General features: G+C 59.9%; 19 protein-coding genes. 3 read left to right on the top strand and 16 right to left on the bottom strand.

Going from position 1 to position 24,854, the window contains the following annotated elements; all coding sequences use genetic code 11:
- Positions 1 to 2: 2 nt before the first annotated feature.
- Positions 3 to 1,673 (bottom strand): (2,3-dihydroxybenzoyl)adenylate synthase, encoded by a 1,671-nt coding sequence (locus tag GWQ31_RS05190; RefSeq protein ID WP_275908816.1) that lies wholly within the window; start codon positions 1,671 to 1,673, stop codon positions 3 to 5.
- On the bottom strand, positions 1,670 to 2,863 hold the full coding sequence (locus GWQ31_RS05185; RefSeq protein WP_275908815.1) for an isochorismate synthase: 1,194 nt from the start codon (positions 2,861 to 2,863) through the stop codon (positions 1,670 to 1,672). The genes GWQ31_RS05190 and GWQ31_RS05185 overlap by 4 nt, the downstream gene beginning before the upstream one ends.
- A 324-nt stretch (positions 2,864 to 3,187) precedes the next feature.
- Between GWQ31_RS05185 and GWQ31_RS05180 the strand changes: the two genes are divergently transcribed.
- Both GWQ31_RS05180 and GWQ31_RS05175 read left to right on the top strand, forming a co-directional pair.
- A complete protein-coding gene (locus GWQ31_RS05180) occupies positions 3,188 to 3,739 on the top strand; it encodes a lipoprotein (protein ID WP_059168051.1) in 552 nt (183 codons plus the stop codon).
- A 146-nt stretch (positions 3,740 to 3,885) separates the two neighbouring features.
- Complete coding sequence (locus GWQ31_RS05175) at positions 3,886 to 5,886, top strand: hypothetical protein (RefSeq protein WP_275908814.1); 2,001 nt, start codon at positions 3,886 to 3,888, stop codon at positions 5,884 to 5,886.
- Between the two features lie 95 nt (positions 5,887 to 5,981).
- On the opposite strand, the gene glgC is transcribed toward GWQ31_RS05175, so the two are convergent.
- Positions 5,982 to 7,256 (bottom strand): glucose-1-phosphate adenylyltransferase, encoded by a 1,275-nt coding sequence (glgC, locus tag GWQ31_RS05170; protein ID WP_087755565.1) that lies wholly within the window; start codon positions 7,254 to 7,256, stop codon positions 5,982 to 5,984.
- Between the two features lie 187 nt (positions 7,257 to 7,443).
- Here glgC and GWQ31_RS05165 point away from each other — a divergent pair, with 187 nt between their 5' ends.
- Positions 7,444 to 9,087, top strand: coding sequence for a GGDEF domain-containing protein (locus GWQ31_RS05165; RefSeq protein ID WP_275908813.1), 1,644 nt, complete (start codon positions 7,444 to 7,446; stop codon positions 9,085 to 9,087).
- Here GWQ31_RS05165 and GWQ31_RS05160 read toward each other — a convergent pair.
- The 13 genes from GWQ31_RS05160 to fdhF all read right to left on the bottom strand — a co-directional run bounded on the left by GWQ31_RS05160 (position 9,050) and on the right by fdhF (position 24,816).
- A complete protein-coding gene (locus GWQ31_RS05160; protein ID WP_005315253.1) occupies positions 9,050 to 9,544 on the bottom strand; it encodes a hypothetical protein in 495 nt (164 codons plus the stop codon). The two genes, GWQ31_RS05165 and GWQ31_RS05160, sit on opposite strands and share 38 nt — an antisense overlap.
- A 180-nt stretch (positions 9,545 to 9,724) precedes the next feature.
- The gene (locus GWQ31_RS05155) at positions 9,725 to 10,087 is read right to left on the bottom strand and encodes a DUF2750 domain-containing protein (protein ID WP_005315249.1); all 363 of its coding nucleotides are present in this window, start codon (positions 10,085 to 10,087) and stop codon (positions 9,725 to 9,727) included.
- Between the two features lie 113 nt (positions 10,088 to 10,200).
- Positions 10,201 to 11,832: a methyl-accepting chemotaxis protein gene (locus tag GWQ31_RS05150; protein WP_275908812.1), complete on the bottom strand. Its 1,632-nt coding sequence runs from the start codon at positions 11,830 to 11,832 to the stop codon at positions 10,201 to 10,203.
- Between the two features lie 159 nt (positions 11,833 to 11,991).
- Entirely contained in the window at positions 11,992 to 13,296 is a 1,305-nt protein-coding gene (locus tag GWQ31_RS05145) for an inosine/guanosine kinase (protein WP_021139168.1), read from the bottom strand.
- Positions 13,297 to 13,482: 186 nt separating this feature from the next.
- Positions 13,483 to 13,875 (bottom strand): MAPEG family protein, encoded by a 393-nt coding sequence (locus GWQ31_RS05140; protein WP_021139169.1) that lies wholly within the window; start codon positions 13,873 to 13,875, stop codon positions 13,483 to 13,485.
- Between the two features lie 71 nt (positions 13,876 to 13,946).
- Positions 13,947 to 14,921, bottom strand: coding sequence for a ferrochelatase (gene hemH / locus GWQ31_RS05135; RefSeq protein WP_275908811.1), 975 nt, complete (start codon positions 14,919 to 14,921; stop codon positions 13,947 to 13,949).
- A 105-nt stretch (positions 14,922 to 15,026) separates the two neighbouring features.
- A complete protein-coding gene (gene adk / locus GWQ31_RS05130) occupies positions 15,027 to 15,671 on the bottom strand; it encodes an adenylate kinase (RefSeq protein WP_021139171.1) in 645 nt (214 codons plus the stop codon).
- A 257-nt stretch (positions 15,672 to 15,928) separates the two neighbouring features.
- Positions 15,929 to 17,842, bottom strand: coding sequence for a molecular chaperone HtpG (gene htpG / locus GWQ31_RS05125; RefSeq protein WP_275908810.1), 1,914 nt, complete (start codon positions 17,840 to 17,842; stop codon positions 15,929 to 15,931).
- Positions 17,843 to 18,082: 240 nt separating this feature from the next.
- Positions 18,083 to 18,685: a recombination mediator RecR gene (gene recR / locus GWQ31_RS05120; protein WP_042871452.1), complete on the bottom strand. Its 603-nt coding sequence runs from the start codon at positions 18,683 to 18,685 to the stop codon at positions 18,083 to 18,085.
- 195 nt (positions 18,686 to 18,880) lie between these two features.
- Positions 18,881 to 19,705: a formate dehydrogenase accessory sulfurtransferase FdhD gene (fdhD, locus tag GWQ31_RS05115; RefSeq protein ID WP_275908809.1), complete on the bottom strand. Its 825-nt coding sequence runs from the start codon at positions 19,703 to 19,705 to the stop codon at positions 18,881 to 18,883.
- Positions 19,706 to 19,717: 12 nt separating this feature from the next.
- A complete protein-coding gene (locus GWQ31_RS05110; RefSeq protein WP_275908808.1) occupies positions 19,718 to 21,832 on the bottom strand; it encodes a sigma 54-interacting transcriptional regulator in 2,115 nt (704 codons plus the stop codon).
- A gap of 358 nt (positions 21,833 to 22,190) precedes the next feature.
- Positions 22,191 to 22,589 carry a hypothetical protein gene (locus GWQ31_RS05105; protein WP_275908807.1) on the bottom strand — a complete coding sequence of 133 codons (399 nt, stop codon included), beginning with the start codon at positions 22,587 to 22,589 and terminating at the stop codon, positions 22,191 to 22,193.
- Positions 22,590 to 22,671: 82 nt separating this feature from the next.
- On the bottom strand, positions 22,672 to 24,816 hold the full coding sequence (gene fdhF / locus GWQ31_RS05100) for a formate dehydrogenase subunit alpha (protein WP_275908806.1): 2,145 nt from the start codon (positions 24,814 to 24,816) through the stop codon (positions 22,672 to 22,674).
- Between the last annotated feature and the right edge of the window lie 38 nt (positions 24,817 to 24,854).

The following is a 24,854-nucleotide window of genomic DNA, read 5'->3' as shown; positions in this document are numbered from 1 at the left end:
TTTTAAGCTGTTGTCAGGGGTTGGCTGGCGGCGATGACTTGCGCGATGCGCGCTCGCAGCCCCTGCTTGTCAATCTTGCCCACCGCCGTCATGGGCAGGGCATCCAGAGTTTCGAAACGGTCGGGCAGCTTGAAATCCGCCACGCCGCGCTCACGCAGAAACTTGCGCAAGGCCAGCGGCTTCAACCCGGGATCCGTGCTGACGATGAAGGCGCAGCTCTTCTCCCCCATGGCGCTGTCGGGCATGGAGACCAGGGCCGCCTGGGTGATGGCCGGGTGGTGCAGCAGCTGGTTCTCCACCTCTTCCGCCGCTATTTTCTCGCCGCCCCGGTTGATCTGATCCTTCTGCCGCCCCACCACAGTGAGGTAGCCATCGGCATCCTGCACCACCAGATCGCCGGAGCAGTAGAAGCCATCGGCATCGAACACACGGGCGTTGTGGGCCTGGCTCTTGTAGTAACCGCGGAAGGTGTAGGGACCACGAGTGTGCAGAGCGCCGGGCTGGCCCGGGGCGACCGGGTTGCCCGCTTCGTCCAGAATGCGCACCTCGTCATCCGGGCTCATGGGGCGGCCCTGGGTGTGAATGATCTTCTCGTCGGGGTCAGAGAGCCGGGTGTAGTTGACCAGCCCCTCCGCCATACCGAACACCTGTTGCAGCCGGCAGCCGAGCAGCGGGGTGATCTTGCGCGCCACCGCTTCGGCAAGCTTGGCGCCGCCCACTTGCAGCAAGTCGAGGCTCACGAGCTGACTGCACACTGACGGGTCAGATTCAGCCGCCTGCAACCAGAGAGAGACGGCCGGTGGCACCAAGGAGGTCAAGTTGACCTTGTGGCGGGCCACCAGCGGAAAACAGCTCATGGGGCCGGGATCCGGCGCCAGCACCACGGCGCCGCCCGCCTCGAACACACCGAGGGCACCTGGGGAGCTCAAGGGGAAGTTATGGGGAGCCGGCAGGGCGCATAGATAACGGGTATGGGGGCCGAGTCCACAGATTTCATTGCTGCGGCGCACGCTGTAGTAGTAGTCGTCATGGGTGCGCGGGATCAGCTTGGGGGTGCCGGTGCTGCCGCCGGAGAGCTGGAAGAAGGCCACCTCGTCCGCAGGACTCGGGCCATAGGCGGGGACGGCCAATCCCTCGCTCTTGGCCAGATCACTCAGCCAATGAGTCAGCCCCAGCTCCCCGCTCTCACCATCGAGCAGCACCAGCTCGGCGCCTATGCCTCGCAGCAGGTCACTGTGGCGCGCCCCATTGGCAAACAGCGCATGGGCGAGCGAGCCGATAAAGAGGCGGGGGGTGATCTGCTCGGCGTAAGAGATGAGCTCCAGCCGGTTGTGGCTAAAGAGGGCGTTGACCGGCGCTATGCCTGCTTTGAGCAGGGCAAAGAAGACCAGATAGAATTCGGCCACATTGGGCAGTTGCACCAGGGCTGTGTCCCCGACCCCCAGACCATGGCGGGCCAATCGCCCGGCCAGTCGGCTCGAGGCGGCGTCCAGCTCGCGATAACTAAAAATGCGTTCGCCGCAGAGGATAGCGGTGGCATCCGGCGCCACTTCGCACTGGCGATCCAGCATGGCGGTCAGCGGCTCGCCGCGCCAATAGCCCTTGGCGCGGTACTGCTCTGCCAAGGCTTCGGGCCAGCGGGTATAGGGCAGGAAGCGGTTGGCCTGAGTCATTGCGCCACCTCCAGATCCAGACCAAGAGCCTTGAGCATGGTGCCCAGCTTGGTGCCGGTCTCGGCCCACTCCATGGCAGGATCCGAGCCTGCCACTATGCCGGCGCCGGCAAACAGCTCTACCTGATGACCATCGAGCACGCCGCAGCGGATCACCACGGCCCACTCTCCATTGCCCTGGCTGTCGCACCAGCCGACGATGCCGCTGAACAGGGCACGCCTGAAGGGCTCCTGCTCGAGGATGAACTGGCGCGCCAGCTCTGTGGGATAGCCGCACAGGGCCGGGGTCGGATGCAGCTGACAGGCCAGGGAGAGCACAGAAGCCTGACCCGGATGCAGCTGGCCGGCGATGGGCGTGCCCAGATGCCAGAGGGTATCCGTGCTCATCAGGGTGGGATTGGCGGGAATGGCCAGCTCGCGACAGTGCGGTGTCAGCACCCGGCGGATCTCGTCGATCACCAGACGGTGTTCATGCTGATCCTTGCGGGAAGCCAGCAGATCCCGGGCCACCCGTTTGTCCTGTTCTGGCTCGTTACCACGCTTGGCAGAGCCCGCCAGCGGGTGAGTGAAAACCTCTCCCCCGCTGACCCGCAGCAGCAGTTCGGGGCTGGCCCCAAGCAGACGGCGATCTTGCCCGAGCGGCAGGGAGAAGTGGAAGGCATGGGGGTTCTGGCTCATCAGGCGGGCCAGCACCTGCTCGGGATCGGCTGGCTTGTGCAGCGTGAGCGATAGCTTGCGCGACAGCACCACCTTGGAGAGACGACCTTGTGCAAACGCATCCAGCGCCGAGCTGACCGAGGCTATGAACTCGGCCGCCGCCGGTGTGCTCTGTACCGAAATGACCTGGTTGCTCGCAGGTGCGCTGGCCAGGGCGGCTTTGGCTGCAAACGTCATCGGCTCGGAGGCCATGCGTACGCCCCGCTCATAACGGCCAGGCACATAGAGGCAGGAGGCTTCGGCCGGATCGAAGGCGAAGGCACCGATCAGCAGCGGATTGGCTTGCCCTGCGGCCTCGGCCGCCGCCAGCGCCCGGGCTATCTGTCGCTCCAGCAAGGGCCATTCACAGGCGGGGGTGGTGATAGGCTGGCCCAGGTCGTAGGCACTGATCGTGCCCTGACCTGAGGTAAACAAGAAATCGGGCGGGGACGCAGCCTGGGCAGGCGCGCTATTTTCCATCACAAGAGTATCCACGTTACACCCTCAAACATGATTCAAAATGATAATGATTATCAATTTGCATTTGTGCGGCGGTAAAATACTCGCTTTGAAATCACCCGGTCAATGGGATTTTTATATCGTTAAAACGGGAACTTATCTGTGGATATTGGGTGGGCCGCGCCAGCCGCGGGCTGCCTTGTCATTACACCCGCAGTTACTCGTATGAACATGCAGCTCACACCCCATATGAGGCTGCGACAAAAACGGGGGCTAGGTGCTCATGCTGGCAGCCAGGGGCGTTTCCCCCTAAGATGGCGCCATCTTTTTGGTCATGTATCTCAACTCACGGAACTGTCGATGTTAAAGCACCTGCTTCTGCTTCCCCTCAGCCTGCTGCTGGCAGCCTGTTCGCTCACCCAGTACAACGTCAGCGAAAGCGAAATCAACCAATACCTCAAAGAGAGGGTCGCCTTCGAGAAACAGCTGGGGATCCCCGGCATCATGTCGAGCAAGGTTCGTCTCGACGAGATGCAGAGCCGCATCGGCCGCAGCCGCGCCGATCGGATCGAGCTGGATGCTGCCGGTGATCTGCAGGTCAGCAGCCCCCTTGGCAGCCAGCAGATGAAGATCCGCTTCTCCCTCAGCGCCCGCCCCGACTATGTGGCCGAGCAGGGTGCCATCTATCTGCGCGATCTGGAGCTCGTCTCGGTCAAGACGGAGCCAGCCGACGTGGGCGCCGCCCTCACTCCCCTGCTCTCCACCTTCAACCAGTCCCTCTCCCTGTTCTTCTCCCAGACCCCCGTCTACCGTCTGGATGGCAGTCGCAAAAACGAAGCCAGGATCAAAGACAAGATAGAAGCACTCAAGGTAGAACCGGGTCGACTGGTCATCCCTTTCAAGCTGCTGTGACCCTCTGGCCGCGCCCCTCTTCTCTTCAACCCCCGGGGCGCGGTTTTTTCTTCTCAAGCTCCCCCCTTTGTCTCATAATGCACACCATTCTCATTTAGATTCATGAGAAGCGTCATAATAAAATCAAACATATGGTGAGAAGGGACATGAGAAAAACCGTACTGGTACAGGCGATCGCCTGCGCACTGCTCAGTGGCGCCGCACAGGCTGCCGTCAAGGTGGAAGACAAGACATTCAACACAGCCGCCAACATGCTGGCCTATACCGAATTCGAGCTCTCCGGCGAGCCGCTGGCCGAAGCGCTGGGACTGGATCTGGATGTGCTGGATGCCAACCGCGCCGATGAGCCGACCCCGTTCGACTTCGCCGCCGGCATCGAATCCTATGAATATTCCGAAGAGGCCATGTACGCGCTGAACTATCAGTCCGGCATGGGCCCCCATCTGGTGAACGGTCCGCAAAACCTGGCCCGCGGCGGCACCCTGGCCGACCTTGGCAAGCGGGTGCTGGCCATGGCAGAGGCTGTCGGCTTCCCGGCCGATGAAGTGCCACAGGGCATGTATCCCCTCTCCCTGCCCTATGCTTCCGCCAATCCGGAGTTTGCCCAGGCGGTAAACACCACCCCGGTCAACGGCGATCAGGTCACCATCAAGACCGCCAAGGGCACCGAGAAAACCGTCAAGACCCAGGTGCCCGCCTATTTTCGTGACTACGCCACCCTGCGCTGGAGCGGTGCCGACAACCTGCTGAACCCGGCAGCCGTGGGCGGCATACTGCTCAAGGAAGTGATGTGGTCCCAGGATTTCCTCGGCGGCATGCACGTGGCCGAGAGCGATGAAGAGGTGGAAGCCGCGTCCGCCACCATGGATCAGGACGGCAAGCACAAGCTCGGCGTCTCTGCCGCCGACGGCTTCAACGGCATGATGCTGACCGAGCAGTCCATCGACAAGCTGGCCATCATGCAGGGCCAGCTCGGCTTCGATGGCAAACAGCTGGGTGCCAACATCACACCGCAATACGATCCGTCCAAGGGTATCGTCTACTTCCCCCATCAGGTGAAAGTGACCGAAACCAGCAAGAATGAGGTGGGCGCCATCGGCAAGCTGGAGGTGGTGGATAGCTCAGCCCAGCTGCGCGATGCCTGGATGATGCTGTGGCCGCTCTCCGAATTCTACGCCTTCAGCGATCAACGCACGGCCAACACCAACCAGAACCCGGCCTTCCACGCCGTGTTTGACGGTGCCCCGTTCGCCGCTGCCCCTGCCGCCAACAAGGGCAGCGATGCCGCCAAGCTGGTGGTAGGGGAAGATGCCTTCTCCCTGGCGCTGAACCTCTCCGGCATGGTGTTCAAGAACCTCAACGCCCTGCACTTCGAGCCCAAGGCCGGTACCCTGGTCGACAGCTGGCAGGCCGGCAAACAGGGCAAGCACGTCACCACTTTCGACGCCGCTTACGCCCTGGTCGCCTTGCAGATTTTCCAGCGGGCGCAGGATGCTCTGCCGGTCGGTTATGCCGCCGGTGACAACGGCGAGCTGGATCTGAAAACCGCACAAGGCCAGCAGGCGCTGGTGCTCATTCGTCAACAGGCTGATTTCATTCTCGGCCAGTTGATGGGCAAGAACGGCCTGGTGTATGACGGCCTGACCCTGGGTGGCAAGCCGGATGCGGGTCAATCTGTGGATGCGCAATTTGCCGCCGTGCGCGGGCTGACCGCGGCCTTCCTGGCCACCTCCGATGCCAAGTACCGCAATGCAGCACGCGAGCTGTTCATCGCGACCGACAAGGCGTACTTCAATACCAAGGCAGGCACCTGGCTTGCGGGCAAGCAGGGTGAATACACTCCCTGGACCCAGGCCGCCATCTCTGGCGCCCTGCGTGCTGCCATGCTGAACCTGCGCAACGAAGGCACGGAAAAGGCCCCCGAGCTGGAGCTGACACAGCTGACCCAGCGCTATGTGGGCTGGTTCCGTGGCACAGTCAACGGCGGCATGCAGATGGCCGAGTGGATCGGCGACTCCGGTGAAAACGTCATCGAAGGGGCCGGTGGCGACACCGACGAAGATGGCGTGCCGCAAGTCACCGCAGCCGGTGGCAAGCACGGCACCGCCATGGTGATGGCCGCCAAGGCCATTGTGAGCGAAAAATAAGTCCGCGAGTAAATCCAGCGATCACACCATAAAGAAAGGGAGCCGATTCGGCTCCCTTTGCATTACAACGTCTGACACAGTTTCACGTTTCTCTCTCACGCCAGCTTGGCCAGCATCTCCTTGGTCACCAGCACGATTCCCTGCTCTGAACGGTAGAAGCGACGCACATCCTCATCGGCGTTCTCACCTACCACCAGTCCATCTGGCAACACGCAGCCTTTATCCACCACCACCCGGCGCAGACGGCAACCGGCACCTATCTCGACACCGGGGAAAATCACCGCCTGATCCAGGGTACAGAAGGAGTGCACCCGCACATTGGTAAAGAGTACAGAGTTGAGTACGAAAGAGCCGCTGACAATCGATCCCCCCGCGAACATGGAGTTGATGGTCATGCCGTGCTGGCCGTTTCTGTCCTGCACGAATTTGGCGGGGGGAGACATGTTCTGGCTGGTCCAGATGGGCCAGCTCTCGTCATAGATGTCGAGCTCGGGCACCACGGAGGCGAGATCCATGTTCGCCTCCCAGAACGAATCCAGGGTCCCCACGTCACGCCAGTAGGGTTCCTGCCCCTCCTTGGCACCGACACAGGACATGGTGAAGGGGTGGGCAAACGCCTTGCCCTCGCCCACGATGCGCGGGATCAGGTCCATGCCGAAGTCATGTTTGGACTCCAGATTGTTGATGTCCTCTTCAAGCAGCTGATAGAGGTACTCCGCCTCGAAGATATAGATGCCCATGGAGGCCAGGGAGCGATCTTCGCAGCCGGGCATGGCCGGTGGATTGGCCGGTTTCTCCACGAAGGCGCGGATCTTGCGCTGCTCGTCAATGTCCATGACACCGAAGGCAGACGCCTCGGCGCGCGGCACCTCGATACAGGCCACTGTCACCTTGGCGCCGAGGCGCACGTGATCGAGCAGCATGGCGGCGTAATCCATCTTGTAGATGTGATCCCCTGCCAGCACCACTATGTATTTGGGACCGTAGTCGCGAATGATGTCGACGTTTTGATAGATGGCATCGGCGGTGCCGCGATACCAGTGCACCTCGTCCACCCGCTGCTGCGCGGGCAGCAGGTCGATGAATTCGTTCATCTGGTAGCGCAGGAAGGACCAGCCCGATTGCAGGTGGCGCAGCAGGCTGTGGGACTTGTACTGGGTCACCACACCCACCCGGCGAATGCCCGAGTTGATGCAGTTGGAGAGCACGAAATCGATGATCCGGAACTTGCCGCCGAAATGGACGGCAGGCTTGGCGCGGTTGTCAGTCAACTGCTTCAAGCGACTGCCGCGTCCCCCCGCGAGCACCAAGGCCATACTCTGATTCAATAGTTGCCGTGCTTTGGCAGTATTTACGGGTTCTAACAACATAATTACCTCTGCCTTGTTTGATCTATTTTCAACCCATCTTCGCCTTTTTAAGGGCTTATGAAAGTGGTTTCACTCACATTTAGCCGATTTCAATTGGCCCTTTTCCAGGAGTTGAGCGGTATCCCATGCTTTGCGTCGTGAGCTTGGTTAGAATTTCAGCATCACAAACATCATCAAGGATGACAAGATGTTGAACAAGCTCGGGAGTAACCTGTTACTGATCGCAGCCGTTACCTGTGCTCCTCTGCTGCTGTTGCAAGGCATCTGGCTCGCCGCACAGGCAACCCCTCTGACCCTGACACTCATTCTTGGCACCTCTCTGCTCGGTTTCGGCCTGCTGTTCATGCTGGCCTATCGCGCCCGCAATGCCGAACGGGCCCAGCAGGACCGCGTCTGGATCAAAGCCCTGCAACTGCGTGACCCTGCGGTTCTGGAGACGGCAGAGGCCCAGGCGGCACTGCAGCAGTTGCTTTCTCACTTCAATGAAGCCGATCTTGATGCCCATCGCCAGATAGACGAGTTGCACAATCTGGCGACTCAGGATGAGCTGACCCAGCTGCAAAACCGCCACGCATTTCGCCGCGACATGACGGCTCTGCTGCAACGGGATCAGGATACCCAGACCGCCACCCTGGTGCTGATCCGTGCCACCGAGCTTGGCAAACTCAATGCCCAGCGCGGCTTTCAGTCGGGGGATGCCTATATCAAGGACATCGCCAATCTTATCACCCGGGTGGTGAGCCGCTTTCCCGGCCATCAGGTCTATCGTATCTCGGGGGCCGACTTCGCCGTGCTGGTGCAGCCGGTGGCCAACATACCGCCCCCCCTGCTCGGGCGAGATCTGAAGATTGCCTTTGACCACTATCAACAGCAGCACGAGCTGGAAAGCGCTGCCTATTCGGGGCTGACGCGCCTGAGCAGCGGGCAGAAGATAGAAGCCATACTGGCACGGGCCGATCTGGCACTCGCTCGCGCCCAGACGGAGACAATCAACGGCTGGGCCATCCAGCAGGACGATGATGAGGTAGTCGACTTGCAGGGTCAGCACCACTGGAAACTGGTGCTCAACGAGCTGCTGGATCAGGAACGGATAAGCTTCACCTATCAACCCATCCAATCCATGCACCGCAGCATGCTGGCCTACAACGAGATTTATACCCGCTTCAGCAGTGCTGACGGCACTGTGCTGCCAACGGACACCCTGTTTGCCATGGCCCAGCGCCTCGACATGGTGATGAAGCTGGAACAGATGCTGGTGGTTCACATCATGCGCCAGTACCGGGCATTTGGCGCCAACCAGAGCCGCTGGGGCATCAACCTCTCCAGCAACCTGTTGCAAAACAGCACCTTCCTGATCTGGCTGGACAGGCAGCTGCTCAAGGATCCCAACACCAGCGCCAATCTGGTGTTCGAACTGGATGAGGAGCATCTGGAGCGCAACATGACGGGGGCCAAACGGGTGTTCGAGCTGCTCAGGCGCAACGGCAGTCGCTCCGCCATCTGCAACTTCGGCAAGGGAATAGGATCATTCAACCTGTTTCGTGAACTCAAACCCGATTACATCAAGCTGGATCCCGCCCTCATCACAGGGCTGGAGCAGGATCTGACCAACCAGCAGTTCGTGCGGATGATCGTCGATGTGTCACACCGTATGGGTTGCCAGGTGATAGCAGAAGGGGTGGAGCAACTGGGGCAGAAGCAATTGCTGCAAGGCATGTATGTGGACGGATTGCAGGGCTATCTCATCGCCAGGCCGCAACCGCTGCGACCGGACATCAGCCAGCTGGGGCTGTTTACTGAGGACGTTTCAACTTCAGCAGAGTCAGAATGATGTCGTTGAGCTGGCGATAGCGCTCCAACTCTTTCTGATCGTAACGGGTCGCCAGGGTGGTGGGATTGTGGCGATTCTTGAGGTAACGGTTGATCTGCAGACGATTGAAACCCGCCACCTGATAGATTTGACCCAGCAGCGCATTGAGCTCTTCATGTTCAAAGCCGGCTCTGGCGAGGTAATCGGTCTGGGCCGGGCTCTCCAGCTGGCTGCTCTGCCTGGCGATACGGCCAGTCTCCTGCAAATAAGAGAGCCACTGTTCCACATAGAGGGGCTTGCTGCCGGCCAGCAGATTGAAGAAGCCGACCGCATCACAGCGACAGTCGGTGAGCAGCAGCACCGCCAGTTTATCGTCATCACAGCTGAAGGTGACAGGGCCTGTCTGCCCCCAGTCCAGCGCCTGGACCCGGATCTCGGCACGCTCCCCTGCAACGCCGGTTACGTCAAATACAAACATGGCTCCTCCCGATCGGCAAAAGAGTGATGATGGACCATCCCCCTGACAGGTGCAAAGCCAAATCGCCTTTTAATCCATCATGATGGCGCTGGGCCACAAAAAAACCGACATCCTTGCGGATATCGGTTCTTTGTTGCTGCCGGTGACCTTGTTAGGGGCCATCCATCAATGCAGAACTGTTCAGGCGTCCAGTTCAACCAGCGCCTTGGCCAGCTCGATGGGCTCGAGCTCCTGGCCTTCCAGATCGGCGTTCCAGTTCGGGCCGATCAGCACATCATCCTCGTTCAGGTCATTGATCCAGATGTCGAGGAACTCTTCCAGCTCGATCACTTCCGGCTCGTAGTCAGCCCACTCGTCTACGCAGTGCAGACGGGCATCTACTTCGGCGGACCAGAGCGGCATCACATCGGCATCTTCGAATTCGGCAGAGCGGCAGACAACCCAGTCTTCACCGTAACGCAAGCCCCAGACCTGACCCGACTCGCGGACTTCTTCGATGAACAGTTTGAAATTGGCGTCAAGATTGTCAGTTAGTTTGCTCATGGGGTCTCTCTCTTACAGGCTGTCGGCCAGTGCTGGCCAAGAATGGGGCAGATGGTGTCCCAAAAGCCCCCCAGACTCAAGTCAAATCCCTAAAAAGGCGGGAGCCCCCCTCATTAAGTGCGATATCGCACCACCAGGGCACTCAGCTCATCGCTGGAGTGAGCCAAGGTACCTGCCGCCTGCCCTGTGCGCTGATTTTCAGCAAGTGCCTTGTTGGCTAGCTGGGTGATGGCGGAGAGGCGTTGCGTGATCTCGTCCGTCGATCGACTCTGCTCACTGGCGGCCTCAGCTATCTGATTGTTCATGGCCATGATGGTGCCGACCGCCTCATCAATGTCACCGATGGCGCCCTCGGCATCCCCGGCCTTCTCTGCCGTCGAACGCGAGAGTTGTTGCAACTGCCCAATCCCGGTCGCCACCTTGCCAGCCCCCTCTTGCAACCGCTGGATCATCTGCCGGATCTCGTCGGTCGAGTTATGGGTGCGGGTCGCCAGTGTACGCACCTCATCGGCCACCACCGCAAATCCACGCCCCTGTTCACCGGCCCGCGCCGCTTCAATGGCCGCATTGAGCGCCAGCAGGTTGGTCTGCTCGGCGATCCCCCTGATCACGTCAAGCACTGAGCCTATCTGCTTGGTGTCCTGCTCAAGACGCGCCACCGCCTGCACTGTCTCCTCCATCTCATCGGCCAGTTGCCCTATGGTGGCAATGGTCTGCGCTACGACCTGGCGGCCATGCTGAGCCAGGTGCTGCGCCGTGTCGGCTGCCGTTGCGGCCTGCTCGGCATTCACGCCGACGGCGCGACTGCTGATGGTCATCTGGGCCATGGCATCGGCGACCCGCTGGGTATCCTGTTCCTGATCCGTGACGATGGCGCTGGTTCGCACCACAACCTGCTCCAGTTGATGAGCCGCCTCCCGGTTCTGATAGGCGATCTGCTGGGTGCGAGCCACCAACTGGGCCATCTGGTTGGCAAAGAGGTTGAAATTGGCCGACAGCAGACTCACCTCGTCTCGTCCGCTCTCTGGCAGACGAAAACGCAGATCCCCCTCACCCTTTGCAATATTGCCCAGGGCCGAGACGGACTGAGCCAGCGGTGTCACTATGCTGCGCCCAATCAGGGTCACGGCGCCCAGCAACAGCAAGGCCAAGACGGCACCGATCCCCAGCAGGGTGCGCAGCACTTCCTGATACTGGGCATCGACATCATCCACATAGACACCGGTACCTATGATCCAGTCCCAGGGGGCAAAGAGCTTGACGTAGGAGATCTTGCGAACCGGCTCGTCAACGCCGGGTTTGGGCCAGTAGTAAGCCACCTCACCACCGGCAGCCTGCTGCTTGACCCGCTCGACAAACGCAACAAACAGCTTGAGCCCCTGCTTGTCTTCCACCCCGGAGAGATCCTTGCCATCGAGTTCGGGTTTCATGGGATGCATCACCATGGTGGGATGACTGTCATTGACCCAGAAATAGTCGTCCTGGCCATACCGCAATCCCCGCAGGGCCGCCAGGGCCTGGGTCCTGGCACTAGCGTCGTCCAGCTCACCCTGTCTTGCCCTCGCCTCGAAACCGGCGACCAGACTGTAGGCGGTCTCCACCTGGGCGCGGGTCTGATTGCTCTTCTCCGCCATCAATCCCTGATGATAAACCCGCAGGCAGGTAACGAGGAGCGCAGCCACTATGACCAGCACCATCAACGCCACCAGCAATAACCGGTGGCCAATACTCCATTGCCTCAACATAGCGTGAACCCGACCTTGGTACAGTTTGTTAACAAGGTATGTCGCCAGCTTGATAAATGTCCATGACCATAGCCAATTGAGCGTCAGAAACATGATCCAGCCCCAAAACAGAAAGGCGCCCTGTTGGGCGCCTTTCTCGATACGGGAAAACGGGGGGGATCAACGCTCCCAGTAAACCTCTTCCAGGCTGTCTTCCTTCTCGGGCAAACCACGGGAAAGACGTGGGCTGCTCTGGGCCAGCACCTCATAGCTCACCCGGTTGGCGTACTTGCACACCTGGGCGAGGGAGGAGTAGGTCAGGAACTCGGACAGGTGCTTGGCGGAGTTCGGCACATTCATCCGGTGATAGGCGTTGGCCACCATGTCATGCAACACGGCAGACAGGGCCCCATCCCCTGCCCCGTTGGTGTTCTTGATCTTCTCCGGGCCCCCCATGTAAGGGGAGATGTGGGAGTAGATGCGCGCCGGATTGCGGCACTTGTCACGGGCCATGGGGCGGCTGAACTCATACATGTTGAACTCGGGGATGACGCCGGGCAACAGGGTATGGGTGGTCTCGCGCTTGTAGTCTTCCTCGGTGTAACTCGCCATGTAGAGGCCGATGGGGCCTGCGGTGCAGAGCACCATGTCGGCCCAGTCCAGCGCCTTGTCGGCGGCGCCGAGGGGATCGGCGATACCGGTCAGGGCCTCGGCCTCATCTTCATTCATCGCCAGCACTGTCACGTTCTCGGCGATGAAGTCGCGCCACCACTGGGGATTGCCTTCAATCACGAAGCGGGTGCCCAGGGTCAGCACCACGGGCACACCGGCCTCGCGGGCGTAGCGCACGGCGGCCATGGCGGCCTCCTTCATGGGCGTGCCATCTTCACCGCGCACCAGATAGGCGGTGATCACCAGAGCGGAGGACTCCTTGATGATGGCTTCGGGAATGTGCGCCACATCGAGGTGATCCATCTTGCCGGCATTGATGCCGAAACTGCGCTCTCCCCCCTCGGTAATGAAGGTGAAGCAGCGACCGACCGGGCCATTGACCGGCTGCAGGTAGTCGAGGTTGACGCGAGAAGAGGTATTGCACAGATAGCGGTAGGCGTAGCTGCCGATGCGGATGTCCTGGCTCATGACCCCGAGCAGGATGGAATGGGAGTCGGCCAGCACTGAGTAGTTGTGCATTGTGTTGCCAATGGTGCCACCGGCAAACTCGCTCACCACCATGTTGTTGGCCTTGAGCTCTTCGTAAACACGCTCGGCCACGTCGTCGCTGATCACCACCGAGTGGCCTTTGCTCAGGCCATAACGGTTCAGGAAGTCTTCATCCACATGGGCTTCGATGTCCACCAGTGTCTGATCGATACCCACTACATAGGCTTTGCCCAGTTCGGTAAGCAGGGGATTTTGCGGGATCAGAGGATCGCGTCTGTCGACCGGGAAGTAGTGTTTGGACTTGCGCTGACCGGGAAATTTCATGGCAATCTTCTGTGCTCTGGGGGAAAGAGGGGCGGGATTTTAACACAATCCGCCGTGCCGAAAAGTCGCCTGATTAAAATATGGGGTCAGTATAGACAAGGGCTGCAGAGGAAAACGTTTACCGGGATTCATCTTAAAAACCACCTCGCAGGGAGGTGGTTTTTCGGATCGGCCGAGACGAGGCGATCAGCCGAACGAGAGCCCCTGTACCAGTGCCAGCACAGAAAACAGCCCCAGTGCCAGCCAGAACAACAGGGTGCCAAACAGCCGCGGCATGTTGGGGGCCTTGGGGATCTGGATACCGATGGCATGCAGGATGCGCCCCACCAGCAGGCAAAGACCGCCGACATGGAGCCAGAACGCCCCCACCCCAGCCAGTTCACACAGGGCCATCAGCAGCAGGGTCAGCGGCACATACTCGGCGAAGTTGCCATGAGCCCGGATCGCGGAGCGCATCTCGGGCGCCTCCCCTTCCCCTATCATCACCTTGAACTGGGCACGGCGCTTGACCACCCAGAAGGAGAGCAACAGAAACAGCAGCCCCAGCAGGCCTGCGTAAATCAACGTGATATGCATCATCATGACACTCCTTATCCTTGGGTTCTGAACGCGGGAAACTTATGCCAGCTGGCGGCACATGAAAGAGACCATCATGCCAGCTCGCGGCAAATAAGGGAGACCATCATGCGAATGTGGGCCTGATCGCTGTTGAGCGCAGGTATGTATTCAAACTGCTCGCCACCGGCTTCCATGAAGATCTCCCGGTTCTGCACTTCGATCTCTTCCAGGGTTTCGAGACAATCGGCGGCAAAGGCCGGGCAGACCACATCGAGCCGCTTGATGCCCGCTGCCGGCAAACCGGCGATGGTCACATCTGTGTAGGGTTTGAGCCACTCCTCCTTGCCAAAGCGGGACTGGAAACAAGCCGTCCACTGCCCGGCTTCAAGCTCGAGCGCCTCGGCCAGCAAGGCGGCGGTACGACGACACTGGTGACCATAAGGGTCGCCTTCGTTTTCGTAACGCTCGGGAATGCCGTGAAACGACATCAGCAGGTGCTCGCCCTGGCCGTGCTGCTCCCAATGGCGGCGCACGCTCATGGCCAGCGCCTGAATGTATTCGGGGTGGGCATGGTAATCACGAATGAGCCGCACCACAGGCAGGTTGCGCTCTTTCTTCATCGCCTTGGCCCAGGCATCAAACACAGAGGCTGTGGTGCTGACCGAATATTGCGGATAGAGCGGCAACAGTATCACCCGGTTGACCCCCTTGGCCTTGAGCGCCTGCCAGCCATCGTCCATGGAGGGCGAGCCATAGGTCATGGCCAGTTCCACCGGCACATCGACCCCTTCCCGCTTGAGCTCCTGCTCCAGTGCAGCACGCTGCTGCTTGCTGATCACCATCAAGGGTGAACCCTGCTCGGTCCACACCTGCTGATAAAGCTTGGCGACTCTGGGAGAGCGGGTTGGCAATATGATGAAGTGGAGCAGCGGGCACCAGAGATAGCGAGGCAAGTCGACCACTCGCGGGTCGTGCAGAAACTGGCTGAGAAAGGCCTTGACGGCCGCCGTGGTTGGCGCGGCTGGGGTACCCAGATTGACCAGCAAGATCCCGGTTTTTGTGGTCACGATTGCTTCCTGTCTTTCTGTTGTTCTATCTGAATGCAAGAAAGGGCCCTGCATGGACCCTTGTCTAATGGCACAGTGCCATTGCTCATTTTCGCAATGTCGGGCTTAGCCCAGGATGCTCGCCAGCTGCTTGCTGACCTGATCCACCGGCTGGGTACCATCAATCTTGACGTAACGGGTGTTGCCCGCCTCCGCCTCTTTACCGTAGAAACCGATGAGCGGCGCAGTCTGCTGATGATACACATCCAGACGCTTGCGCACAGTGGTCTCTTCGTCGTCGGCACGGATCACCAGATCTTCGCCGGTCACGTCATCCTTGCCTTCCACTTTCGGCGGGTTGAACACCACGTGGTAGGTACGGCCGGAGCCGGAGTGAACGCGACGACCGCTCATGCGCTTGACGATCTCTTCGTCCGGCACATCGAATTCCAGCACGAAATCGACCACGACACCGGCATCCTTCATGGCTTGCGCCTGGGGAATGGTGCGCGGGAAACCGTCCAGCAGGAAGCCGTTGGCGCAATCTGGTTGGGCAATACGCTCTTTGACCAGGCCGATGATGATGTCGTCAGAGACGAGCTGACCTGCGTCCATCACGGCTTTGGCCTTGAGGCCCAGCTCGGTGCCCGCCTTGATCGCCGCACGCAGCATGTCGCCGGTGGAGATCTGCGGAATACCGTGTTTTTCCATGATGAACTGAGCCTGAGTACCTTTGCCGGCACCCGGAGCCCCCAACAGAACAATGCGCATACACGCTCCTATTGATTGGTTATTCAATTCTTGAGAAGGCAAAAAACTACACGGTTTCGCTCATTTTCACAAGCTTGCCCCGTGTGAGTGGCTTATTTTTCACCATGTTCCCGCAGCGGCGAGGCGACTCGAGCCGCAATGCTGCCCTGAAAAAATGAGTGAAAATGCAGCGCCCCTCAATAACGAAGAGAGGCGCTTGCCCCTTGTCGGACAAGCGCCACATAAAAAAAGCCCACTGCATGCAGTGGGCCGAAACATCATGCCTGGAGTAGCAGACGGTTGATACGGGAGACGAAGCTCGCCGGATCATTCAGACCGCCCTGCTCTGCCAACTGGGCCTGTTCGTGCAGCAGGGTGACCCACTCGCCAAACAGCGCCTCGTCTTCGATGGTGTCGAGTTTCTTCACCAGAGCGTGATCCGGGTTCAGTTCCAGAATGTACTTCTGCTCCGGCACCGGCTGGCCGGCGGCGCGCATCAGCTTGATCATCTGGGTGCTCATGCCGTGGTTATCGGTGACGATGCAAGACGGTGAATCGGTCAGACGGTGGGTGACACGTACCTCTTTCACCGCTTCACCCAGGCTGGTCTTGACCCGCTCCACCAGGCCGGCGTTGGCCTTCTCGGCATCGATCTGCGCCTGCTTGGCGGCTTCATCTTCCAGATCGCCGAGATCCAGCTCGCCACGGGTGACGGAGACCAGCTGCTTGCCATCGAACTCGGTCAGGTGGCTCATCAGCCACTCGTCCACACGCTCCCACATCAGCAGCACTTCGACGCCCTTCTTGCGGAAGATCTCGAGGTGCGGGCTGTTCTTTGCAGCGGCGAAGCTGTCGGCGGTGATGTAGTAAATCTTCTGCTGGCCTTCTTTCATACGGCCAACATAATCCTCGAGAGAGACGGTCTGGGCTTCGCCCTCGCCCGCCGTGCTGGCAAAGCGCAGCAGCTTGGCAATCTCTTCGCGGTTGGCGTAATCCTCGGCCGGGCCTTCTTTCAAGACATTGCCGAATTCGCTCCAGAACTTGGCGTACTTCTCACTGTCATCCTTGGCCAGCTTGGCCAGCATGGTCAGCACCCGCTTGGAGCAGGCCTTGCGCAGGGAGACGGTCACCTTGTTGTCTTGCAGAATTTCACGGCTGACGTTGAGGGGCAGATCGTTGGAGTCCAGCACCCCTTTGACGAAGCGCAGGTAGGTCGGCATGAACTGCTCGGCGTCATCCATGATGAAGACGCGCTGCACGTAAAGCTTCAGGCCGTGCTTCTGCTCGCGGTTGTAGAGGTCGAACGGTGCACGGGCCGGCACGTAGAGCAGGCTGGTGTACTCCTGCGCCCCTTCCACCCGGTTGTGACCCCACAAGAGCGGATCTTCGAAATCGTGGGCAACGTGCTTGTAGAACTCCTGATACTCCTCGTCCTTGATCTCTTTCGGGTTGCGGGTCCAGAGTGCGGTCGCGCGGTTGACCTGCTCCCACTCGCCCGGCGTGCCGACGACGGTCTCGCCATCTTCTTCGCGATCCGGGGTGCCCTCTTTGAACATCTCCACCGGCACGCTGATGTGGTCGGAATACTTGGCAACCACGGCGCGCAGACGCCAGTCGTCGAGGAACTCCTCCTCTTCGGCACGCAGGTGCAGGATGACGTCAGTACCACGGCCTTCCTTGGTCACATCGGCCACGGTGAAAGAGCCTTCCCCTTCCGATTCCCACTGTACGCCCTGCTCTGGAGCAGTACCGGCGGCGCGGGAGACCACTGTCACCTTGTCGGCGACGATGAAGGCGGAGTAGAAGCCCACACCAAACTGACCGATCAGCTGGGAGTCGCGGCCCTGATCACCGGACAAGTTTTTGAAGAACTCGGCGGTGCCGGACTTGGCGATGGTGCCCAGATGCTCGATCACCTGATCACGGGTCATACCGATACCGTTATCAGAGATGGTCAGGGTCCGATTTTCTTTATCAACCACCAGGCGAACGCGCAACTGGCCGTCGTTTTCAAACAAAGAGGCATCGGAAAGCGCCTTGAAGCGCAGCTTGTCCGCCGCATCGGAGGCGTTGGAGATCAGCTCGCGCAGGAACACTTCTTTGTTGGAGTAGAGGCTGTGGGCCATCAGGCTCAGCAGTTGTTTGACTTCAGTCTGAAACCCGTGGGTTTCGGCATGAACGCTTTGGGTCATCGACACTATCCTCAGGCGATTCGGGTTGAACATATTCCTGATACAAGATGGGGCCGTGGATCCCCATTTCAAGGGGGAAAAATATCTTGGCAGTGCGAATGGCGATTTTTACGCCAACGCCCCCGATGCGCCGAACAGCAGCCAAACAAAAACCCGCCGAAGCGGGTTTGAGAAACAGTGAGCCTGACACGGACTCAATTAAGGGGCTGACGCGGACTCAGTTCAGGGGCTGACGCGGACTCAGTTCAGGGGCTGACGCCCCATCAAGGAATGAGAGAGGGTGGTGCCATCCACCAGCTCCAGCTCGCCACCTACCGGCACCCCATGGGCAATCCGGCTCACCTTGACACCAGCGGCGCGGGCCATGTCGGCGATATACCAGGCGGTGGCATCCCCTTCAATGGTGGGGTTGGTGGCCAGGATCAGCTCGCTGATGGACTCCGCCTTCAGACGCCGCTCCAGGATCTCCAGCCCCAGCTCCTCGGGGCCTATGCCATCGAGGGGGGACAGGTGCCCCATCAACACGAAGTAACGGCCGGAGAACTGGCCCGTGTGCTCGATGGCAGCCACATCCGCCGGGCTCTCCACCACACACAGCAAGCCGCTCTCTTCGCGCTTGGGATTGGCGCAGATCTCGCAAAGCGCATTCTCGGTGAAGGTGCGGCAGTGGCTGCAGTGGCCTATCTCGGTCAGCGCCCGGTTGAGCAGCTGGGCCAAACGCAAGCCGCCGCTGCGCTCACGCTCGAGCAGGGTAAAGGCCATGCGCTGGGCCGACTTGGGGCCGACACCCGGCAGCACCTGCAGGGCTTTCATCATCTCATCCAGCAGGGGGCTGAATTTCATGGGCTAAGTATCCTTTGACGCTGTGTCGGCGGGCGGCCACCTCAGGCACCCTTACGGGTGCGGGTTGCTCTTCGCCCGGCCGAACCAATCTTGTTGGCGCAGGACTATACCCGAGCCGCCCCCCGTCCGCCAATGGCCTTGTGCCTGCCGGCCCTCGCAAACCACCGATCGGATAACCCGGCATCCATGGCTGCACTACCCCAGCCCGATTCGCTGACGACCGCTGTAGATCTCGGCACGGCCCGGGCGGCAAAAGCCCACCAGGGTGAGCCCGGTCTGCTCCGCCCGCTCGACCGCGAGTTCGGTAGCAGCCGAGATGGCGAGCAGGATCTCCACCCCGGCACTGGCGCACTTTTGCACCATCTCGAAGCTGGCGCGGCTGGTCACCAGGATGGCGCCGTCACGCCGACCGGTGCGCTGCAGGTGCCCCACCAGCTTGTCGAGCGCTATGTGGCGCCCCACGTCCTCGCGAATGGCGAGAATATTGCCTTCCCCGTCCACATGGACGGCGGCATGGGTGGCGCCCGTGCTCTGCCCCAGCAACTGCAAGGGCCGCAGCGCCGCCAGCACCTTGTCGATCAGGGTCACCTCGAAGCGCTGGCTGTCCGGCAGTTGCGGCAGGGTGCGCACCACCTGCTCCAGGCTCTCGCTGCCGCAGATGCCGCATCCCGTACGCCCCGCCAGGGTGCGCCGCTTCTCTTTGAGGCGATGAACGCATCGATTGGCCAGGGTAATGTGCAGCTCGATCCCCTGACAGCCGTCAACTTGCTCGATATCGTGGATGTCCTGCAGACCGTCGATGATCCCCTCAGAGAGCGAGAAGCCGATGGCAAAATCCTCCAGATCAGCGGCTGAACACATCATGACGCTGTGGGCGATGCCGTTGTAGACCAGTGCCACCGGTGTCTCCGAGGGCAACAGCATATCGCTGTCCGTGGTAACGCCGTGGCGCTGGTAATGAACCACTTCCCGGTGGGCGCAAAGCGCCTGCGGGGTATCGCTATCGAGTTCGAGCAACATCTGTAGTGCCCCTTAGTTGAGGGTCTGGGGGGCTTTCGCCGAGATACCGAGCCGTTTCATCTTCGACAGCAGTGTGGTGCGCTTCATACCAAGCCGGTTGGCGGCGCCCCGCTCCCCCGCGACTATGCCGTTGCATTCGCGCAAGGTGTCTATGATGGTCTGGCGCTCGTCCTCCTTCCCATCAGGCTGGCCGTTGCCGCCCTTGAACAAGGCCTGCTCGGGCTCGTCATAGACCAGAGTCTCAATCTTGTGAAAGCCCTTGAGCGGCATCAGCTCGTCGGGGGAGAGGTTGAGCACATGGCCCCGGGTCATCACCACGGCGCGCTCTATGATGTTTTCCAGCTCGCGGATATTGCCGTACCAAGGGAGCGACACCAGCATCTTCATGGCATCGGCCGAGATCGAGGTGATGTTGCGGCGCATCCGCTTGGCGATCTTCTTGATAAAGAAATTGACCAACAGCGGTATGTCTTCACGCCGCTCGCGCAGCGGCGGCAACTCGATGGGAAAGACGTTGAGCCGGTAGTAGAGATCGCTTCTGAAGCGCTTGTTCTTGACCATGGAGAGCAGGTCGCAGTTGGTGGCCGCCACCAGCCGCACGTCGATGGCGATGGGGTTGCTGTTGCCGACCCGCTCCAGCTCGTGTTCCTGCAATACCCGCAAGAGTTTCGGCTGCAAATCCAGCGGCATGTCCCCCACTTCGTCGAGGAACAATGTGCCCTTGTGGGCCCGCTCGAAGCGACCAATACGCTGGGCCAGGGCGCCGGTGAAGGCCCCCTTCTCGTGGCCGAACAGATCGCTCTCGATGAGACCGGTGGGAATGGCGGCGCAGTTCACCTTCACCATCTCCTGTGCGCGGCGATCGCTCAGCCTATGGATGGCCTGGGCGATCAGCTCCTTGCCGGTGCCGGTTTCTCCCAGGATCAGCACGGAGCAATCGCTCTGGGCCACCAGTTTCACCTTCTCCAGCACGCTCTCCATGGCGGCGCTTTGATAGATGATGCTGGAAAAATCGGCGTTGGGCTCGAGCTCCGCCACCCGGATCGTCTTCTCGCGGGCACCGTTGGTGTTGGAGATCTCCTGCTGCGCCTGCACGTTGTTCATGGCAATGGCGGTGCGGGCCGCCACCTGTTCGAGCAGGGAGATATCGATGTCGGCAAAGAAGTCCGCATCCGGGTGGGAGAGGATCAAGACCCCCAGCAGATTGCCCCGATAGCGCAGCGGCAGTATGCAGGAGCTGTCCGCATCGGCCGGCAGTATCTGGGTGCTGAAGCGGCAGCTCGAATCGCAACCGTGACCATGCTCGCGATAAACGAAGAAGGGCTCGCTATGGCCGAGCGCCCCCTGCAGACAGTTCTTCTCGAAACAGGAGTGGTTGATGATGCCGGGCTGATCGCACTCCTGCTGATTGACCAGATAGCTTTTGAAGCTGTCGGAGGTGGCGTTGTACTCCGCCAGACACAGGCTGCTGATGGCAAAGTGGTGCTGCAGGATAGTGAAGAGACTCTTGGGCAGCTCGGCGATGCGCACCAATTTAATCACCGCATTGGTGACATCCACCAGGATCTTGCAGCTGTCGCGCTCCAGACGCAGGGAGTTGGCCTGCTCCAGGGTGCGCTCCTTGTCGAGCACGTTTTCGAGCGCAATGGCGACGATGGCCGCCAGCTGGGTCAGCTTGGCCAGGGTCTCCATCGGGAAGGCATTGGCCTGCGGGCTGATGAACTCCACGCCCCCCAAATGGCTGCGTGCCGTGGTGATGGGCAGCTGGCAATAAGATTGCAGCCCATCATAGACGGGCGTACTGGCCAGCAGATCGCAACGGTTATCAAAACGGGCCGCTGGCAGCACTATGGCCTGCTCTTTGGAAAAATGAAGATCAGCCTTGGCGCAGATCAGGTGCTGTGGGCCCCTCTCTTCCATGAAGTAGAAGAGGGCCTCCTCCCCCGCCCCCAGATTGAGGATCAGGTTGACCCGGGTCACACCACCAAAACAGGCGTCAATCCGGTTCAGCTTCTTGATGAAATCATCCAGGGTGACGGCGGAGAGCAGGTTCTTGGAGAGGGAGAGAAAGCCGTCATCCCAGATGGGGGAGATGTCGGTTAACGGAATGGCACTCACATTCAGCATTCTGGCCTCACGTTACATCTATATGGGCAAAAGATTGCAGTCAGCCACGACGGTAAGCACAGCGTCAGCCATATTCGTCAGATGTTATAATTAATTTTTAAAAACTTAACGCTTAATTATAAAAACTAACATACTTTGAAATAGCGTCGCACTGGCTGATGCATAATAAAGTAGTGCCACTGGCATTACAACCAAGCCAGCCTTGGCCTATATCCACTCACCACCTTGAAATATGTCAACATTGACCGTCAATATTGCGCCACTATCGCAACATCATTATCGCCACAGCGCTATCAGAGCCGCACTATCGGTACCGTTCGCTGTATATCGTGACCAAACAGCCCCCATGCTGCCAGGGTCAAGATGAGATAATCTGGTAGTGATAGAGCTTGAGCCCACCCAGGATGAAACCGGCCGACAGCAGTTGAAAGGCCATCAATAACCCACTGATATTGTCAGCTATTTCTGCCGAGACGACCTGATGGGTCAGGTAGATGGTCAGCGTCATCAGACACATCAGCAGGCAGTTGACCAGGGTGGTGGAGAGAAAGGCAATCAACCAGGCCAGCTGCACGCTCAGTGCCGCCAGTACGGCGCCCATGGCGATGCGCGCGGCGATAAAACAGCCGAAGAAACCGAACCCCAGCAGAAATATCAACTCATCGTGCCACCAGAAGCAGACCAGCCCCAATAACATCACCAGAAAATAAGCGGAAACATAAAAGATCCCGAATGAGAGAGTTAATTCATTTTTCATGAAGGACACCTGCCAGCTGAAAAAAGGATGAGGGGATCCGGGCCCTGTGAACAGAGCCTGGATCCACTTTATTTAACGACGATTACCCTTTGGCGGCGCTGCGCAATTTCGCCTTGAGCGCGCTGTATTCAGTCTGGACGTACACTTCCGCCTCAGGCTGATCCTCAATGCGCTCAATCTTCACCGCGCAGTACTTGTACTCTGGGGTGTAGGAGACGGGATCAAGGTGCTCTATGGTCAGCTCGTTGCACGCCCCGATCCACCACTGGTAGGTCATGTAGACCACTCCGGCGTTGACCCGCTCGTTGTAGTTGGCCCGGGTGATCACCTTGCCGCGTCGCGACGAGATCCACACCAGCCCCTGATCCTTCACCCCAAGCTTTTGCGCATCGCTCGGGTGGATCTGCACATAGCCGGGCTCATCGGCCAGGGTCTGCAGCGCCGAGCAGTTGCCTGTCATGGAGCGGCATGAGTAGTGCCCTACCTCCCGCACTGTGGAAAGCACCAGCGGATATTCGGCGCAGGGCTGCTCCAGCGGTGCACGCCACTCGGAGGCAATCAGCTGACCCTTGCCACTCGGGGTGGTAAACACATTCCCCTCGAACAGGGTACTGGTGCCCGGATGATCCTCGGTCGGACAAGGCCACTGCACGCTCTTGAGATCCGCCATCTTGTCGTAGCTGACCCCGGTATAGAGGGGGCAGAGTGCTCGCATCTCGTCCCAGATCTCTTGTGTGTTCTGGTACTCCATGGGGTACCCCATGGCGGTGGCCATCAGCGAGAAAATCGCCCAGTCGGGTTTCACGTTCTCGGGCGGCGTCACCGCCTTGTAGAAGCGCTGGAAGCCGCGATCCGCCGAGCTGTAGACCCCCTCATGCTCGCCCCAGCTGGTGGCGGGCAGAATGACGTCAGCCATCTCGGCGGTCTGGGTCATGAAGATGTCCTGCACTATCACCAGCTCCATGCCGCCCAGGGTGCGCCTGAACTGGGCCAGATCGGCTTCAGTCTGGGCCGGATCTTCACCGAAGATGTAGAAGGCCTTGCACTTGCCCTCCTCCACCTTGTGACTGAGTTCGGTCAGACGATAACCGGGCTGTTGGGAAAGGGACGGCACGCCCCACGCCTTGGCAAACTTGGCGCTGATGGCGGGGTCGCTCACGGACTGATAGCCCGGGAACTGGTGCGGCAGCATCCCCATGTCGCAGGTGCCCTGCACGTTGTTCTGCCCGCGCACCGGGCCGCAGCCGGTGCCGCGGCGACCGAAGTTGCCGGTCAGCAGCGCCAACCCTGCCAGTCCTTTCACCACGTCCACCGCCTGACCGTATTGGGTCACCCCCATGCCCCACAGGATCATGGAAGCGGGTGACTCGGCATAGGTGCGCATGGCGGCGCGGATATCCGCGGCTTTCAGGCCGGTTATCCCCTCCACGTATTCCGGAGTGTACCTGGCCACCGTGGCCTTGAAGGTGTCGAACCCCTCCGTGTAGTTGGCGACATACTCCTTGTCGTAGAGCCCCTCCGTGATCAGCAGATTGGCAAAGGCATTGACCAGCGCCATGTTGGAACCGTTGTTGAGCGGCAGCCACTGATCGGCGATGCGGGCGGTTTCCACCATGCGCGGATCACAGACGATCAGCTTGGCGCCCCTGGCTTTCGCCTTGAGGATATGGCGCGCCACTATGGGGTGAGAATCGGCAGCATTGTAACCAAACACCAGCAGACACTTGGCATCTTGAATTTCGGGAATGGCGTTGCTCATGGCGCCGTTGCCTACAGTTGTCTCCAGACCGGAGACTGAGGGTGCGTGACACACCCTCGCGCAGTGGTCGACGTTGTTCGTCCCCAGCACTGCGCGGGCAAATTTTTGCATCACATAGTTGGCTTCGTTGCCCGGCCCCCGGGCAGAGCCGGTGGTCATGATGGCGTCGGCACCATACTTGGCCTTGATGGCCGCCAAACGGCTGCTGGCATAGGCGATAGCCTCATCCCAGGAGACGGATTCGAGCTTGCCACCGCGCTCGCGGCGGATCATGGGGCTCTTGAGACGGGGGGTCAGCAGATTGGTGTCGTTGAGAAAATCCCAACCGTAGAACCCCTTGAGGCACAGCTGCCCCTCGTTGGTTCGGCCGTTGGCGCCTTCGGCGCCCACCACCTTGTCGTTTTCAACCAGCAGGTTGATCTTGCAACCGGTGCCGCAATAAGGGCAGACGGTAATGACTTTTTTCATGACTCACACTCTTGTTTGTTTACGATAAACGGAGGGCA

The organism is Aeromonas sp. 2MA4 (genome assembly GCF_029237305.1).
Lineage (GTDB): Bacteria > Pseudomonadota > Gammaproteobacteria > Enterobacterales > Aeromonadaceae > Aeromonas > Aeromonas salmonicida.
Note: the sequence above shows the minus strand (reverse complement) of the source record. Positions and strands in the feature narration are given on the sequence as shown.

Excerpts from the sequence above, each read along its gene's own strand:
- GWQ31_RS05190 (WP_275908816.1), bottom strand. The coding sequence starts at position 1,673 with ATGACTCAGGCCAACCGCTTCCTGCCCTATACCCGCTGGCCCGAAGCC.
- GWQ31_RS05180 (WP_059168051.1), top strand. The coding sequence starts at position 3,188 with ATGTTAAAGCACCTGCTTCTGCTTCCCCTCAGCCTGCTGCTGGCAGCC.
- GWQ31_RS05175 (WP_275908814.1), top strand. The coding sequence starts at position 3,886 with ATGAGAAAAACCGTACTGGTACAGGCGATCGCCTGCGCACTGCTCAGT.
- glgC (WP_087755565.1), bottom strand. The coding sequence starts at position 7,256 with ATGTTGTTAGAACCCGTAAATACTGCCAAAGCACGGCAACTATTGAAT.
- GWQ31_RS05165 (WP_275908813.1), top strand. The coding sequence starts at position 7,444 with ATGTTGAACAAGCTCGGGAGTAACCTGTTACTGATCGCAGCCGTTACC.
- GWQ31_RS05160 (WP_005315253.1), bottom strand. The coding sequence starts at position 9,544 with ATGTTTGTATTTGACGTAACCGGCGTTGCAGGGGAGCGTGCCGAGATC.
- GWQ31_RS05155 (WP_005315249.1), bottom strand. The coding sequence starts at position 10,087 with ATGAGCAAACTAACTGACAATCTTGACGCCAATTTCAAACTGTTCATC.
- GWQ31_RS05150 (WP_275908812.1), bottom strand. The coding sequence starts at position 11,832 with ATGTTGAGGCAATGGAGTATTGGCCACCGGTTATTGCTGGTGGCGTTG.
- GWQ31_RS05145 (WP_021139168.1), bottom strand. The coding sequence starts at position 13,296 with ATGAAATTTCCCGGTCAGCGCAAGTCCAAACACTACTTCCCGGTCGAC.
- GWQ31_RS05140 (WP_021139169.1), bottom strand. The coding sequence starts at position 13,875 with ATGATGCATATCACGTTGATTTACGCAGGCCTGCTGGGGCTGCTGTTT.
- adk (WP_021139171.1), bottom strand. The coding sequence starts at position 15,671 with ATGCGCATTGTTCTGTTGGGGGCTCCGGGTGCCGGCAAAGGTACTCAG.
- htpG (WP_275908810.1), bottom strand. The coding sequence starts at position 17,842 with ATGACCCAAAGCGTTCATGCCGAAACCCACGGGTTTCAGACTGAAGTC.
- recR (WP_042871452.1), bottom strand. The coding sequence starts at position 18,685 with ATGAAATTCAGCCCCCTGCTGGATGAGATGATGAAAGCCCTGCAGGTG.
- fdhD (WP_275908809.1), bottom strand. The coding sequence starts at position 19,705 with ATGTTGCTCGAACTCGATAGCGATACCCCGCAGGCGCTTTGCGCCCAC.
- GWQ31_RS05110 (WP_275908808.1), bottom strand. The coding sequence starts at position 21,832 with ATGCTGAATGTGAGTGCCATTCCGTTAACCGACATCTCCCCCATCTGG.
- GWQ31_RS05105 (WP_275908807.1), bottom strand. The coding sequence starts at position 22,589 with ATGAAAAATGAATTAACTCTCTCATTCGGGATCTTTTATGTTTCCGCT.
- fdhF (WP_275908806.1), bottom strand. The coding sequence starts at position 24,816 with ATGAAAAAAGTCATTACCGTCTGCCCTTATTGCGGCACCGGTTGCAAG.